The following is a 14,631-nucleotide window of genomic DNA, read 5'->3' as shown; positions in this document are numbered from 1 at the left end:
CCTAGACCTGTATCCCCACCTCGCGCATCAGATCGATCGTCGGCCCGATGTCGGAGAGCTGTGCGAGATCGAAGTCGGGCGTCTCGAGTTCGTCGACGGGTGGGAGGTCGCCGACGGGTTCTACCTCGGGGATGAGTGGGTACTCGAATGTACGTGTTGCGAAGTACTCCTGGGCCTCGGCCGAGAGCAGGTGCCGGACGAAGTTCGTCGCGAGGTCCTCGTCGCTGGTGCTGCTGACGACGCAGGCACCGGCGACGTTGAAGATGGCACCGGCGTCGTTCTGCGTGAACGCCGTCGCGACGGGGGCGTCCTCGTTGTTCGCGAGGACGCGCTGGATGTAGTAGTGGTTCGCGAAGCCGGCGCTGAGCTCCCCGTTGGCGACCGCGCGCGAGACGATGAACTCGTCGCTGTAGCGGGTGACGCCGGCGTCGAGCATCGCTTCGAGCCACGCCTTCGTCTCCTCGCGGCCGTTCATGACGCGCATCGCGGTGAGGAAGCCCTGGAACGAGCCGTAGCTCGGTGCCCAGCCCATGTCGCCCGCGAAGTCGGTGTCCGGCACGTCGAGGATGTCGTCCGGCACGTCGGAGTCGGAGAGCTCGTCCGTGTTGTACGGGATGGTCCGTGCACGGCCGGAGGTACCGATCCACGCACCGTCGTCGTCGCGGTACTGGGTGGGGACGAGCTCCTGGAGGTCGTCCGGGAGCGTGACCGTCATGCCGGCGTCGGAGACGAGGCCGAGCGCGCCGGCGTTGACCGACAGGAACACGTCGGCCTCGCTGGCGTTGCCCGCGGTCTCGATCTGGTTCGCGAGGGTGGTCGAGGCCTCGTAGCGGGTGTCGACCGTGAAGTCCTCGTACTGGTCCTCGATGTAGCCGAGGAGCGTGTTGACGAGGGGTTCGCCACGCCCGGAGTAGAGCGTGAGCGTGCCCGAGAGGTCGGGCATGTCGGCCATCGGTGTGCCGCCCGGTGCCGGCCGGCCGTCCATCCCGGAGCCGATGAGGCCGAGTTCGCCGTCGTCTTCGTTCTCGTCGCCCGTGAAGAGGCCGATACAGCCTGCGGAGGCCGCGAGTCCCGTCGCCGAGGCCGCCGTGAGGAAGCGGCGACGACCGACGGGGGCGTCGGTGGAGTCGTGGTCGTTGTGGTTCATAGTTGGTTTAGGTCTACCTAAATGGTTTATAGCTGCCGATACAGCTCAGTCGTCGGCCGTCGCCGCCACGGGGTCGTGGCCCGCGACCGGTGCCAGTTCGTCGAGGCAGTCGAGCCAGTCGAGGCAGTACTCGCCGACGTAGTTGAGGAACTCGCCGTTCTGGTACTCGTCGAACTCGCCCTCGACGAGTGCGTCCGCCATGGCGGCCATTACCTCCGCGTAGGTGTTGGCGTCCGCGCCCTCGCCGTCGACGATCTCCCAGAAGTGCTCGTTGCACTCCAGGCCGGCGACCTCGTTCGCGAGGTCGTCGAACGTCGAGCGCGGAGCCTTGTTGTGCTCGCACAGGGGGTCGCCGTTGAGGACCTGCCCGCCGAGCACGTCGGCCGCGCGCTTGAGGAAGACGCCCGACCAGATGTCGTCGAACCGGCCGACGTTCCAGGGGTTGTCGTCCATCGGGCACTGGTAGAACGCCGGAACGACCTCGCGGCGGAACGCCAGGTTCATCGAGCAGACGGTGAGGTAGTTGCCCTCGGCCGCGACGAACTGCTCGCCGAAGTCCTCGGCGGTCGTGCGGGTCTGGGCCTGGCCCTCCAGGTCGCCGTCCATCAGGATGCGGACGGCGTCGAGGTCGGGGACGTTCGTCCAGAGCCCCTGGGAGGCGACGACGTGGTCGACCGTGGTCGTGTCCGTCTCGACGGTCTCGTCCATCGCGGCATAGGGGTAGCCACGCGGGTAGAGCCCGTGCTCGTCGGCGTTCTCGTAGAGGACGTTCACCCACTGCTCGTCGGATGCCACGCGCTCGACCTCGCCCTCGTAGGCGAGGTTGGCCATGTGCAGGCCGAAGAAGTCGTGGTCCTCGTGGGGCAGGGTGTCGTCGTCGATGAAGAAGCCGTACTCGAACTCCTCGTTCCAGAGGTAGAGCAGGCCGAACGACGTCTGCGCGTGACTCGCCGCCGGAATCAGGTGGCTGTACTCGCTGACGCCGTGTTCGTCGTACCAGCTCTCGCGGTCCGATTCGTCGAACACGCGGCCCGAGACGCCGAGGTCGTCGAGCATCTCGCGCATCGCGTCGGCGTCACAGAAGTCCTCGGTGACGAGGACGAAGTGGAGTCGGTCCGTGTCGAAGCCGTGGTCCCGTGCGTTCGCGACGTACGAGCGGATGCACTCGTACTCGCGGACGGTCGGGACGACGACGCAGATGTCCGCTGTTGTCATCGCTTACTACGAACGTGTTTAGGGCAGCCTAAAAAGACTGTCTATCTTAGGCGGGCCTAAGAAACCGGTGTGGTCCCCGGTGGGACTCGGTCCTGGTCGGGCGCAGTGTCGCGAAAAATCAGCGGGCGGCTCCGCCTCTGGTGGTCGGCGCTACCACTCCGCGACGACGTCGCCGATACAGCCCTCGTTCGGGTAGTAGTACGAGTAGTGGTCCGGCACGTAGTCGACGTTGTGGTCCTGGTAGTTGCCGGGTTCGGTGCCCTCACAGCCCTCCTCGCCGACGGCCGAATCGAACTCCGCGGTCGTGTACGCCCAGTTGAGCACGTCGTCGTCGGACTTCCAGAAGTTGTCGACCTGCCCGACCGCGCCCGCGAGGTCCGGGCCGTAACGGCCGCCGGTCGAGACGGCGTCGTTGTCGGCGGCCCCGCCGAGCAGCGACACGGACTGGACGGCGTCGGTGATGCCGTTCTCGTTCAGCACCTCGATGCAGCGCAGCGTCACCCGCGCGCCGAGGGAGTGACAGACCAGCCGGATCGTCGTTCCGGGGTTGGCCTGCCGGTAGTCGTTGACGAAGTTCGCGAGCTTCAGGCCGTTGTCCTCGGCGATCTCGGTGGAGTCCCACCAGCCGAAGACGCTGGAGTCCGAGTCCCAGCTGAAGCCGACGACCGCGCCGTCGTATCCGTTGTTCCGGTAGGCGGACTCCGCCGTCTGGAACCCCTCGACGGCGCTGTCGGGTTCGTTCATCCAGCCGTGGACGTGGACCAGCAGTTCGTCCGGTGCCGCCGAGTCGAGGCCGGGGATGTCGCCGGCCGTATCGTAGTCCCACTCCGTGTGCCCGTCGGTCAGGTAGACCGAGCCGTACCACGTGATGTCGTAGTGTCCTCTCGTGGTCACGCGCGGGTAGGTCTCCGCTGCCGCCGCGGTGCCCGATGTGCCGACCGCGAGCCCGGTGCCGGCTGCTGCGGTGGCTGCCGTACCGAGGAACCGTCGTCGACTGACGTTCTGTGCGCCGTGTTCCCTGCTGTCATGCCCGTGTGACATTACCAATCGCATCTGATGGAGGCGATTTAAAACCCGGCGGAAACCCGGGAAATAAAATTTAACTCGGTTCTAGAGGAAATATCGAACAGCCCGCCGCGGCGCGTGCAACGTGACCCATCCCGCCGTTGCTCTGCGTCGCTCACCGGTCTGCACCGGTGGCCCTACTCGGGCAGGTCGTCGATGAGGACGACAGCCTCGCCGTCGACCACCACCCGCTCGTCGTCCTCGATGACCGTCGAGAGGCGGTACTGGCCGTTGCCCAGGTCCTCGAGTACCTCGACCGTCGCGGTGACTCGGTCACCGATCCCGACGGGCCCCTCGAAGGTCAGCTCCTGCGAGAGGTAGATCGTCAGCCCGGGGAGGCGGGCGAGCGCCGCACTCACGAGCCCCGAGACGAGCGTCCCGTGCGCGATGCGCCCCCCGAAGCGCGTGTCTTCGGCGAACTCGTCGTCGAGGTGGAGTCGGTTCGTGTCGCCGCTCGCGGCCGCGAACGCGCGGACGTCCTCCTCGCTGAGCGTCTTCGAGAAGACGACGGTGTCGCCCACCGTGATGTCGGCCGCCTTCTCGACGGTCCGCTCGAACGTCCAGTCGGCGTGTTCGTACACCACCGACGGGACGGACGGCTCGACGACCTCGTCGTCCTCGCTCGTCGTCGTGTCGTCCGTGGCGACGGACGACACGTCCACCGGCGGTGTGAAGGCCGCGAACGCTGCTCGGTTGGCAGCCGTCGCCCCCTTGACGGCACTCTCCGCGAAACTGGTCCACGCCGTCGTCATCGCTGTAAATGGCGACGCTACGCGGCTCTCTCGTTCACCCATGGTGGGGCTCTAAGACAGGCGTGCGTAATACTTCTTTGGCTCGGCCAACGTCACCGCTGCCCGTTTCCGTGCATCCACGGACAGATAGTACGGTGTGGTACACCGGTGGACGGTGGGGACGGGAGGGGGACAGGGAGATTCTAACCACTCAATCCCACTCGATGGTTCTCGTTGGTTTTCAGCGGAATCTTTATACTGCTGGCCGCTGTATCACTGTGTGATGACGGACGATTCGCCGAAGATGCCGTGGTCCCCGTTCATGCTCCAGCAGATGCAGGAGCAGATGACGGAGGCGAGCGAGCAGATGATGGGGTCCCAGTCCGAGCTGTGGGACCAGTTCCTCAAGAACGGGGCCGGCGGGTCGGACACGATGTCCGACCTGACCGCGATGAGTCATGGCGCGGCGATGTTCAAGACCCGCGTCCAGAGCAGTGGTCGCATCAGCATCCCCGACGCCGAGCGCGAGGCGCTCGACATCGGCGAAGGCGACATCGTCCAGACGATAGTCATCCCAGTCAAACGCAACAACAGTGATTCCAATGAGTGAAACTACCCAGAACCCGATGAAGCCCGTCTTCCAGATGCAGCGCACGATGCTCGAGAGCAGCCAGCAGGCGACTCACGACGTCATCGAGGCCCAGAAGGAAGCGGTCGCACAGATGACCGAGTCCGTCGAGCAGTACCAGTCGCTCAGCGAGCAGAACACCGAGCTGTCGAAGCAGGCGCTCCACGCGTACTTCGACGCCGTCGAGTCCATGCTGCCGGAGGGCTCCGTGGACTTCGAGGAGTTCGAACAGCTGCTCGACGAGCAGTACGACGCGCTCACTGAGAACCAGGCCCGCATGATGGAGGCGGCCGTCGAGGCCATGGAGGAGAACGCCGACGCCTTCGACCAGTACGCGGACAGCTACACCGAGGTCGTCGACAGCTCCTTCGACTCGTTCCTCGAGGCCCACGAGCGCATGGAGGGCAACTTCGAGGACGCGACCGAGCAGCTCGAGGACGCAGCCGAGGAGCTCTCGGCCTGAGCCCCGACGAGACCTTTTATAATCAGCGAAACCCATCTTCAAACAATGACAGACTCATACCCCCAATCGACGGTGCCGACCGAGTGGAACGACTTCGTCTCGCGAATGAACGAGCAGTTCTTCGAGGCGATGGAGAAGAACATGGAGGCCCAGGCGGAGTTCGTCGAGCAGTGGTCCGAGACGGTCGAGGGGACCAGCGGCGAGATGGGCGACCTCGACGAGAGCGTCGAGGGCTACAAGCGCGCCTACGAGGCCTGGATGGACGCCGCCGAGCAGATGATCGAGCGGACCGAGGACGGCATGCAGGGCGAGGAGGTCGAGTTCGAGGAGTTCCGTGACATCTGGCTCAACACGGCGAACCAGGCCTTCAAGGAGGTCATGTCGACGAGCGCGTTCGCCGCCTGGACCGGCTCCAGCGTCGGCCAGATGCTCGAGATGCAACAGCAGGCCGACGAGGCGGCCGAGGACACGCTCCACACGCTCGGTTTCGCCACCGAGGGCGACGTGGTCGAGATCGGCGACCGTCTCGTCGAGCTCGAACGTCGCCAGCACGCGGTCGAACAGAAGCTCGACCGCGTCCTCGAACACCTGGAGGAGTAAGATGCAGAACCCGTTCGCAGCCACACTCGACATGCAGCGCCAGGCCTGGGAGAACGCCTCCGAGCTGTTCGAGAAGTCCCAGGTCGCACCCGACAGGGCGGAGACGCTCCAGGATGTCGACGTGGGCGAGACGCCCAGCGAGGTCGTCTACGAGGAGAACAAGCTCCGGCTGCTCCACTACGAGTCCCGTACGGACGAACAGGAGCCGGTGCCCATCCTCATCGTCTACGCGCTCATCAACCGGCCGTACATCCTCGACCTGCAGCCCGACCGGTCGGTCGTCCGGACGCTGCTGGACAACGGCTACGACGTCTACATGATCGACTGGGGCGAGCCGTCGAACCTCGACCGCTCGCTCACACTCGACGACTACGTCAACCGCTACATCGACAACTGCGTCGACGAGGTCCGCCACCGCTCCGGCCAGGACAGCATCAACGTCCTCGGCTACTGCATGGGCGGCACGATGTCGACGATGTACGCCGCGCTCTACCCCGAGAAGGTCCACACGCTCGCGCTGATGGCCGCCGGCCTCTGCTTCGGCGGCGACTCCGGCGTGCTCGAGCTCTGGGGTGCCGAGGACCACTACGACCCCGAGAAGGTCACGGACACCTTCGGGAACGTCCCCGCGGAGTTCCTCGACGTCGGCTTCGCGCTGATGGACCCCGTCCAGAACTACGTCACGAAGTACGTCCGGTTCTACGAGAACATGGAGGACGAGGACTTCGTGGAGAACTTCGCCCGGATGGAGGAGTGGCTCGGCGACGGCATCGACGTCGCGGGCGAGACGTACAACGAGTTCATCCGCGACATCTACCAGGAGAACAAGCTCATGGAGAACGAGCTGTACCTGGGTGGCGAGCACGTCGACATCGACAACATCCAGATGCCGGTGCTCCAGATCGTCGCCGAGTACGACCACCTCATCCCGCCGGAGGCGTCGAAGCCGTTCAACGACGTGCTCGCGACGGACGACAAGACGATCATGGAGTTCCCGACGGGCCACATCGGCATGTCGGTCTCCTCGCGCAGCCACGCCGAGCTCTGGCCGGACGTCTGCGAGTGGTTCGGGGAGCGCATGGTCGACGACACCGGCGACGTGTCGACGCCCGGCGTCGACGCGGAACCGGAGACGGACGCGGCCGCGGCCGAGGACAGCGAGGACTCCAGCGTCGAGATCGAGGTCGAGGGCACCGACGAGGCTGGCCTCGAGGAGATCGACGGTATCGGCCCGGCGTACGCCGAGCGCCTGCGCGACGCCGGCGTCGACTCCATCGCCGCCCTCGCGGCCGCCGACGCGGTCGACCTCGCCGAGACGACCGAGCTGCCGGTCTCACGCGTCGAGGACTGGATCGACGCGGCGGCCGACCACACCGCGTAGGCGGCCAGCAACCGGCGCGGCGACCCGACCGTCTCCGACGGAACGGTGGCCGCTGCCGACTGGGTTTCTATCGTTTCGGCGACTCCATAGCCTGAGGAATATTTAAGTTCGTTTTTCGTGAACATCCCGTATGGACGGACGACCGGCCCCGGCGGCCGTCGCCGTGGCCCGAGTCGTCCGCGCCCTGGACACCTATCATGCACATGGACGGACGCACATGCGTCATCACAGGCGCAGGACGCGGCATCGGACGCGGCATCGCCGAGCACCTCGGTCGGGAGGGAGCGAACGTCGTGGTCAACTACCGGTCGTCGGCCGAGTCGGCCGAGTCGGCCTGCGAGGAGATCCGCCGGGAGGGCGGTGACGCCATCGCGTCCCAGGCGGACGTGACCGACATGGTCGAGGTCGAGGCCATGCGCGAGGAGGCCCACGACGCGTTCGGCTCCGTCGACGTCCTCGTCAACAACGCGGGCATCACGAAGGACACCCGGTTCGTGAAGATGTCGCGCGAGGACTGGGACAAGGTGATGGACGTGAACCTCGGCGGGATGTTCAACTGCACGAAGACGTTCTACGACGACATCTGGGAGGCGACCGAGGGCCGTCTCATCAACATCTCCTCCATCGTCGGCAAGCAGGGCAACTTCGGGCAGGCCAACTACGCCGCGGCGAAAGCGGGGATGTTCGGCTTCACGCGGACCATCGCTATCGAGCTCGCGAGCGGCGGCTCGACGGCCAACTGCGTCGCGCCCGGCTTCACCCGGACCGACATGCTCGAGAGCGTCCCGGAGGACGTCAAAGAGCGCATCGTCTCCCAGATCCCGCTCGGACGGTTCGCGGAGATCGAGGACATCGCCGCCATCGTCCGGTTCCTCGCGAGCGAGGAGTCCTCGTACATCACCGGCGAGGTCATCGACGCCAACGGCGGGATGGACCTGTAGGCGGACGGCGACCGGTCCCTTTCTCGCCTGCGGACCGCCCGACACGTGGTCCCGACACAGTCACTCCGGTTCGTAGATGTACGAGGTGTACGCGTCCACGTCGTAGAACAGGGTCCCGGGCGGGAGCCGGCGCAGCCGCCAGACCACGAACAGGTCGCCGACCGCGCCGCCGGTGTTCAGGACCAGCCCGAACCAGACGAACGGGACGTGCGGCCCCGGAACCAGGAGCAGGAGGACGCCGATGGGCGTGAGGACGACGAGCGGCGCGAGGACGGCGATGGCGAGCTGGCGTCGCGTCTGGAACTGCTCGAAGATCGCCGTGTAGAACGCGCCGAGCCTGGGGGCGACACCGAACGAGACGTCGAAGCCGAGCAGCCGGAAGACGAGTCCGTGGACCAGCTCGTGGAGGACGACGGTGCCGACGAGCGCGACGACGAACACCGTGCCGAACTGGGCGATGTCGAGCGCGAGCGTGAACCCGTCGGTGGTCTCCTCGAAGACGACGAACGGGAACGCAGTTTCGAAGCCGGCGGTCGTGGTCGCCAGCCAGGCGAAGACGACGAGCGCGATCGGGCTGACGACCACCGAAAGCAGCGTGAGCGTCAGCGCGGAGTAGCGAAACGGGGTGCCGGCGCGGTAGCCGGCCCGCCTGGGGGGTTCGTACGCCTCACCGTCCGGCGGCGCGGGAGCCTCGGCGGACGTCTGGCCGTCTCGGACCGGAGGTGACGACATGAAACGGTGGTCTGTCCCCGTGGAGAAATGCGTTTGGGAGGGGGAGCCGTTCGTCGTGTGTGGCCTCAGCGGACCTCGTTCATCGTCGCGACGGTCCGCAGGTCGGAGAATCGCTGCTGCATGTCGAGCTCGTCCTCAAGTGCCGTGAGCGCGGACTCGAGGGGGACGTCCAGCTCGTAGGAGTAGAAGTTCCCCCGCGAGCCCGAGCGGTTCTCCCGGGCGGTCAGGATACCGAGCATCCGCAGGTCGGAGAGGTGGTTGTGGACCGACCGCTGGGCGAGGCTGTCGACGCCGTAGCCGTCGCAGATGTCGAGGTAGCGGTCGTAGATGGCCCGACTCCGTCCGGGGGTGTCGCCCTCGGCCGCGATGGAGACGACGGCGAGCAGGGCGAGGTGACCGTGCTGGGTGAGCTGGCGGATGCCCTCCTCGACGCGTTCGCGTTCGAGCTCGTGGCGTGCCGCCTCGACGTGGCGCTCGGAGACGTGGTCGTCGTCGCCGTTCTCGGCCTGTTCTGCGGCGAGCAGGAGCAGGTCGAGCGCCTGTCGCGCGGAGCCGCGGTCCTTCGCCGCGAGGGCCGCACAGAGCCGCACGACCGCTTCGTCGTAGGTGTCCTCCCGGAGCGCGATCTCGGCGCGCGAGGAGAGGATGTTGGTCAGCTCCTGTGCGTTGTACGGCGGGAACTGGAGCTCGCGCTCACAGAGCGTGTCCTGCACGCGCGGGTCGAGCTGGTCGCGGAACTTGAAGTCGTTCGAGATGCCGATGATGCCGACCTTCGCCGCCTCCAGGTCGCCCTTCGACCGGGCACGGGGGAGCTCGTAGAGGAGTTCGTCGCGCTCGCCGATGGCGTCGATCTCGTCGAGGACGAGCAGGATGGTGCCGCCGACCTCGTCGAGCTCCTCGTAGAGCTTGTTGAACACGGTCTGCTGGGGGTAGCCCGTCGTCGATATCTCCCCGCCGTCCGGTCGGAGCTCGTTGACGAGTTCGACCGCGACCTGGTACGAGGAGGAGAGCGGCTTGCAGTTGAGCGAGACGACGGAGAGGTCCACGTCGTCGTACTCCTCGACGTCGTCCTGCAGCAGCGACAGGAGGTACTCGGTGACGGCGGTCTTGCCGACGCCGGTGTTGCCGTAGAGGAAGACGTTGTTCGGCTCCCAGCCGTCGACGACCGGTTGGAGCGCGTCCATGTACGCCTCGATCTCCTCGTCCCGCTCTTCGATGCTGTCGGGCTGGTAGCTCTCCCGAAGAGCGTCCTTGTTTGCGAAGATGGCGCGCTTGCGCTCGAACCGGCGCATACCCTTCCGGTGTGACTCCGGGTATAAAAGAACCTCCTTTGCAAGTGATTCAAGTGTTTCGTGTGAACCGTCACGGTCGTTCACGGTCGTGGTCTCCGTATCGTGTCGAACGTCACCGAAGAACACACCCTCACAGACACCACTGTTGCAAGTGAAGCTAGGAAGGAAGGGGTGCCTAGAGGGACGGCACACCACCGTTTCTGGTGAAGCACTGATAAATCCGGGTGGGGGGTTCGGTGGCAGTACATTCGCGACGACTCGTACACACCACGATTGCAAGTGAAAAATAGACCGAGAGGCGTTCTACGCCACGGAGAAGTGATGACCATGCTGGCGGCGAGAGTGTCTACTCGACCGTCGTCGTCCCCACCGGTTCCCGGCTTCACTCGTACCGGTGGTGTCTCTGTATCACGACCCACCCCCACCCAACAGCCTCTTCACTTGCAACAGTGGTGTCTCTCTCCCCCCGTTCACCGGTACAACCGCTCGCGTTGCCCACCAACTGTTCACTCGCAACGGTGGTGGGGGTGGCTCGGGGCACGAGCCGGCTTCACTTGCAACGGTGGGGGGATGTCCCGCGCTCGACGACGGACGGGTCCGATGGTGGTCCGTCCCCGCGGACGGCCGGACTCCGATGGCCGTCGGCTCCAGATGGCGGTCGACCCCAGATGGCGGTCGGACCCCGATGCACGCCACATGGGGATCACGGACTGGACGGCCCCACCACGGGCCGGGTTCGACGCGAGCAAAAAGCCGTCGTGACGGGAATAACTAAACCGATGCCGTGAGTGGACACGTCCATGGACCGTGTAGCAGTCATCGGTGCGTCGATGACCAAGTTCGGACAGCGTGAGTCGTGGGTCATGGACCTGCTCGCCGAGGCGGGCGAGGCCTGCCTCGACGACGCCGGGGTCGCCCCCGACGAGGTGGAGCACCTGTACGTCTCGAACATGGCCAGCGGGGAGTTCGAGGGACAGACGGGCATCATGAACGCGCTGGCGCACGACCTCGACGTGATGCCGGCGTACAGCCAGCGGGTCGACCAGACCTCGTCCTCGGGCGGCGCGGGCATCTACGCCGCGTGGCAGTCCATCGCCTCCGGAGCCTCGGAGATGACGCTGCTCGTCGGCGGCGAGAAGATGACCCACCGGACGACCGGGGAAGCGACGGACGTCATCGCCTCCATCACGCACCCGGTCGAGTACAAACACGGCGTCACCCTGCCGAGCTTCGCCGGGCTCACGGCGCGGCACTACCTCGAACGGTACGACGCGCCCCGGGAGTCGCTGGCGAAGGTCGCCGTGAAGAACCACAAGAACGGACTGAACAACCCGCACGCCCAGTTCCAGAAGGAGGTCGATCTGGAGACGGTGATGGAGTCGCCCATCGTCGCCGACCCCCTCCGGCTGTACGACTTCTGTCCGATCACCGACGGCAGCGCGGCGCTCATGTTCTGCCCGGAGTCGGTCGCCGAGCAGTACACCGACGACTACGCCGTCGTCAGCGGTGTCGCGGGCGCGACGGACACCCAGGTCGTCCACGAGCGCGAGGACCCGACCGTGATGGGCGGCGTCGTCGACTCCGGCGAGCAGGCGTTCGAGATGGCCGGACTGGAGCCGGAGGACGTCGACGTGGCGGAGCTCCACGACATGTTCACCATCCTCGAGTTCCTCCAGATGGAGGGCCTCGGGTTCGCCGAGCCGGGTACAGCGTGGGAGCGCGTCGAGGCCGGCGAGACCGAGATGGACGGCGAACTCCCCATCAACACCTCCGGCGGCCTCAAGTCGAAGGGGCACCCGCTCGGCGCGAGCGGCGTCGCACAGGGCTACGAGATATACGCCCAGCTCGTCGGTGAAGCCGGGGAACGGCAGGTCGACGCCGACGTCGGCCTCGCGTGCAACGTCGGCGGGTTCGGGAACTGCGTCATCACCACCATCATGGAGGCAGCAGAATGACCATGGAAGCCTACCGGTACGACGACGGCAGCATCACCTACCCGGGCCACCCGATCGGCCCGAACGGCAGCGAACCGGTCGAGACGGTCGACCTCAGCGAGTACGAGGCCGAGGTCGTCACCTGGACGAACTCCACGGCGACCCCACCGGGCGTCCGCCAGCCCAACGCGCTCGCCATCGTCGAGTTCGACGTCGACGGCGAGGCCGTCCGGGCCATCGGCCAGTTGACCACCGACGACGTCGAGACCGGCGACACGGTCCGGCCGGTGTACGTCGATGAGCTGCGCGACCCCGATGCAGGTATCAGGGTACCCGAGAGCCAGGAGTGGGACGGCTACCGGTTCGACCCCGTCTAGGCCGCCGTTACCGACCGTCGTCGCCGGAGCCGGTCGGTCCGTCGTGTCCGGAGTCGCCCGGTCCGTCATCTCCAGGGGTGTCAGATCCGTCATCTCCAGGAGCGTCCGGACCGTCGTCCGCTGAGCTGTCCGGACCGTCGTCCGCTGAGCTGTCCGGTCCGTCGTCCCCGTGGCTCTCGTCCTCGTACTGCTGTTTCAGCGTCTCCAGTTCCGCATCCACGTCGATGGACACCGGTTCGTCGTCCGGCTCCTCCCCCGTCTCGTCCCCATCGGTCACACCGATGTCGGTGCCGGCGTCGTCCGCAGCGTCGTCGCCCTCCTCGAACTCGTCCAGGGTGTGGTCCCGCGTCCGGCTCGCAGTCAGCTGCTCCTGTATCTCCTGTCGGAGGTCCCGCGCCTCGGTGAGGATGCTGCGGGCGGACTCGTTCTCCGGCAGCTCGGTCCCCTCGAGGACGGACTGGAGGTCGGCGAGCGCGTCTGATGCCCGCGAGAGCGTCTCCCGGCTGACGGACTCGGCGGTCGAGCGTGCGCGCCCCCCGGCGTCCCGGCCGCGTTCACCCGCGCGGCGGCCACTGTCTGCCAGCCGGATGGCGCGCTGGAGGGCCTCGAGCAGTCGGATGTTCGTCTCCAGGATGGCGATGGTCGCGGGGATGGCGACCTCGTCGGCGAACTCCATGAACTCCCGTGGTGTCGGGGGGCGCGGGATGCCCATCGGCCCCGTCGGCGGCCGACGGCGTTGCTCGTCGAGCTGCTCCCGGAGGGCCCGGAGCTCCCCCGCCAGCTCCCTGGCGTCGGCGGCGATGTCGTCGTCCCTGGAATCGCTCATACCGTACCGTTATCGCGTAGGCGACAAAAACCATGCGCCACCGACCGTCGTGGGGCTCCCGACAGCTCCCGTCGCGGAGCTCGGTTTCACGGTGGGTAACACGTTATTACAGTGAGCCAACAGCCACAATATTTATTGCATCCTGTTTCCAATTCGACGAAAGAATGCGTACCGACCACGGTGGGGGGGTTCCCGGGAGCACGACGTTCGCGCAGACGCTCTCGGCACTCAAGCGCGAAGGCAGCAGCATCCTTCTGGTCGGACGGACGAGCGCGACGGCCCACCGGGCGGCCTGTGGCAGGCTCGTGGGCGACAGCGGCGAGCCCAGACAGCGCCTCTACGTCTACACGACGGGCACGGAGACCTGCGGACAGGGACCGTCGACGGACCATCGGGGCGAGACACGTATCCTCAGCCAGGAGAACGAGGCGGGTGTCTCCGCGAGTCCGGAGGGCGTCCCCGACGACATCGAGGAGACCGTGGTCGGCCCGCAGCTGCTGAGCACGCTCGGGACGGCCATCATCGACGCCGTCGACGAGATGGAGGCCGACCACGAGCTCGAGCCGGGCGAACTCCGACTCTGCTTCGACTCGGTGACGCCGCTGCTGCGCGAACACAAGTCACAGAACGTGTTCCGGCTGCTCCACATGGTCACCTCGCGGACCCGGCAGGCCGACGGGATGGGGCACTTCCACCTGCCGCTGGATCGCGACAGCGACTACGTACATCTGCTCGAACCACTGTTCGACGCCGTCGTCGAGGTCAGGCGGACCGAGGACGGCGACGAGGAGCGCCTCGAGCAGCGGTGGCACCTCCGCGACCGCGACGCCGAGAGCGGCTGGATCGAGATCTGATCCCCGGAGCCGTCTGCTGACCGAACGCCACCGACCGGTCAGCCGTGCTGCTCGACGAGGTCGACGAGCGTGGACTTCTCCTGTACGCCGACCAGCCGCTCGACGAGCTCGCCGTCCGCGTACAGCAGGAGCGTCGGCACCCCTCGGATGCCGTTCTCCTGTGCGAGTGCCTGGAGTTCGTCGATGTCGACCTTCGCGACGGTGGCGTCCGTCTCCGCCGCGATGTCGGCGACGACGGGCTCGAGCATCTGGCAGGGCCCACACCAGTCCGCGTGGAAGTCCACGAGCACCACGTCCCCGTCGGTGAGCAGGGTCTGGAGGTGTCCGGCGCTCTCGACGTGGACTGGTTCGGTCGTACTCGTACTGACATCGTCGTTCGACTCCGCTGCGTCGCTCATGCCACCGCTACGAACCGCCGACGGTTAACCGTTCGTCGGGTTGTCAC

16 protein-coding genes are annotated in these 14,631 nt (G+C 66.5%); 8 read left to right on the top strand and 8 right to left on the bottom strand.

Annotated elements, in window-relative coordinates; translation table 11 throughout:
* Nucleotide 1: 1 nt before the first annotated feature.
* From NO345_RS14480 to NO345_RS14465, 4 genes are all read right to left on the bottom strand, one after another.
* Nucleotides 2–1,147 carry an extracellular solute-binding protein gene (locus tag NO345_RS14480; protein ID WP_256300314.1) on the bottom strand — a complete coding sequence of 382 codons (1,146 nt, stop codon included), beginning with the start codon at nucleotides 1,145–1,147 and terminating at the stop codon, nucleotides 2–4.
* Nucleotides 1,148–1,192: 45 nt separating this feature from the next.
* Complete coding sequence (locus NO345_RS14475; protein WP_256300312.1) at nucleotides 1,193–2,362, bottom strand: alpha-1 4-glucan-protein synthase; 1,170 nt, start codon at nucleotides 2,360–2,362, stop codon at nucleotides 1,193–1,195.
* 150 nt (nucleotides 2,363–2,512) lie between these two features.
* Complete coding sequence (locus tag NO345_RS14470) at nucleotides 2,513–3,403, bottom strand: DUF726 domain-containing protein (RefSeq protein ID WP_256300310.1); 891 nt, start codon at nucleotides 3,401–3,403, stop codon at nucleotides 2,513–2,515.
* Between the two features lie 161 nt (nucleotides 3,404–3,564).
* Nucleotides 3,565–4,221, bottom strand: a complete 657-nt coding sequence (locus tag NO345_RS14465; RefSeq protein ID WP_256300308.1) for a MaoC family dehydratase — start codon at nucleotides 4,219–4,221, stop codon at nucleotides 3,565–3,567.
* A gap of 220 nt (nucleotides 4,222–4,441) precedes the next feature.
* Between NO345_RS14465 and NO345_RS14460 the strand changes: the two genes are divergently transcribed.
* From NO345_RS14460 to fabG, 5 genes are all read left to right on the top strand, one after another.
* Nucleotides 4,442–4,768, top strand: a complete 327-nt coding sequence (locus tag NO345_RS14460) for an AbrB/MazE/SpoVT family DNA-binding domain-containing protein (protein WP_256300306.1) — start codon at nucleotides 4,442–4,444, stop codon at nucleotides 4,766–4,768.
* Entirely contained in the window at nucleotides 4,761–5,249 is a 489-nt protein-coding gene (locus NO345_RS14455; RefSeq protein ID WP_256300305.1) for a hypothetical protein, read from the top strand. The genes NO345_RS14460 and NO345_RS14455 overlap by 8 nt, the downstream gene beginning before the upstream one ends.
* A 45-nt stretch (nucleotides 5,250–5,294) precedes the next feature.
* Nucleotides 5,295–5,849, top strand: a complete 555-nt coding sequence (locus NO345_RS14450) for a poly(R)-hydroxyalkanoic acid synthase subunit (protein ID WP_256300304.1) — start codon at nucleotides 5,295–5,297, stop codon at nucleotides 5,847–5,849.
* 1 nt (nucleotide 5,850) lies between these two features.
* Nucleotides 5,851–7,230, top strand: a complete 1,380-nt coding sequence (phaC, locus tag NO345_RS14445) for a class III poly(R)-hydroxyalkanoic acid synthase subunit PhaC (RefSeq protein ID WP_256300302.1) — start codon at nucleotides 5,851–5,853, stop codon at nucleotides 7,228–7,230.
* Nucleotides 7,231–7,427: 197 nt separating this feature from the next.
* Entirely contained in the window at nucleotides 7,428–8,171 is a 744-nt protein-coding gene (fabG, locus tag NO345_RS14440) for a 3-oxoacyl-[acyl-carrier-protein] reductase (RefSeq protein ID WP_256300300.1), read from the top strand.
* Nucleotides 8,172–8,231: 60 nt separating this feature from the next.
* Here the strand turns inward: fabG and NO345_RS14435 are convergent, their stop codons facing one another.
* The gene (locus NO345_RS14435; protein WP_256300298.1) at nucleotides 8,232–8,903 is read right to left on the bottom strand and encodes a DUF3267 domain-containing protein; all 672 of its coding nucleotides are present in this window, start codon (nucleotides 8,901–8,903) and stop codon (nucleotides 8,232–8,234) included.
* 65 nt (nucleotides 8,904–8,968) lie between these two features.
* On the bottom strand, nucleotides 8,969–10,195 hold the full coding sequence (locus tag NO345_RS14430) for an orc1/cdc6 family replication initiation protein (RefSeq protein ID WP_256300296.1): 1,227 nt from the start codon (nucleotides 10,193–10,195) through the stop codon (nucleotides 8,969–8,971).
* An 800-nt stretch (nucleotides 10,196–10,995) separates the two neighbouring features.
* On the opposite strand from NO345_RS14430, the gene NO345_RS14425 reads away from it, so the two are divergent.
* Together NO345_RS14425 and NO345_RS14420 are read left to right on the top strand one after the other, a co-directional pair.
* Complete coding sequence (locus NO345_RS14425; RefSeq protein WP_256300294.1) at nucleotides 10,996–12,150, top strand: thiolase family protein; 1,155 nt, start codon at nucleotides 10,996–10,998, stop codon at nucleotides 12,148–12,150.
* On the top strand, nucleotides 12,147–12,506 hold the full coding sequence (locus NO345_RS14420) for a PhlB family protein (protein WP_256300292.1): 360 nt from the start codon (nucleotides 12,147–12,149) through the stop codon (nucleotides 12,504–12,506). The genes NO345_RS14425 and NO345_RS14420 overlap by 4 nt, the downstream gene beginning before the upstream one ends.
* A 7-nt stretch (nucleotides 12,507–12,513) precedes the next feature.
* On the opposite strand, the gene NO345_RS14415 is transcribed toward NO345_RS14420, so the two are convergent.
* Nucleotides 12,514–13,332: a DUF7547 family protein gene (locus tag NO345_RS14415; RefSeq protein ID WP_256300290.1), complete on the bottom strand. Its 819-nt coding sequence runs from the start codon at nucleotides 13,330–13,332 to the stop codon at nucleotides 12,514–12,516.
* Between the two features lie 164 nt (nucleotides 13,333–13,496).
* On the opposite strand from NO345_RS14415, the gene NO345_RS14410 reads away from it, so the two are divergent.
* Complete coding sequence (locus NO345_RS14410) at nucleotides 13,497–14,186, top strand: DUF7504 family protein (protein WP_256300289.1); 690 nt, start codon at nucleotides 13,497–13,499, stop codon at nucleotides 14,184–14,186.
* A gap of 38 nt (nucleotides 14,187–14,224) precedes the next feature.
* Here NO345_RS14410 and trxA read toward each other — a convergent pair whose 3' ends face one another.
* A complete protein-coding gene (gene trxA, locus NO345_RS14405) occupies nucleotides 14,225–14,584 on the bottom strand; it encodes a thioredoxin (RefSeq protein WP_256300287.1) in 360 nt (119 codons plus the stop codon).
* Between the last annotated feature and the right edge of the window lie 47 nt (nucleotides 14,585–14,631).

The organism is Haloarchaeobius salinus (assembly GCF_024464185.1).
In the GTDB taxonomy this organism is placed as follows: Archaea; Halobacteriota; Halobacteria; order Halobacteriales; family Natrialbaceae; genus Haloarchaeobius; species Haloarchaeobius salinus.
The sequence above is the reverse complement of the archived record's forward strand: the minus strand, read 5'-3'. Positions and strand labels throughout refer to the sequence as shown.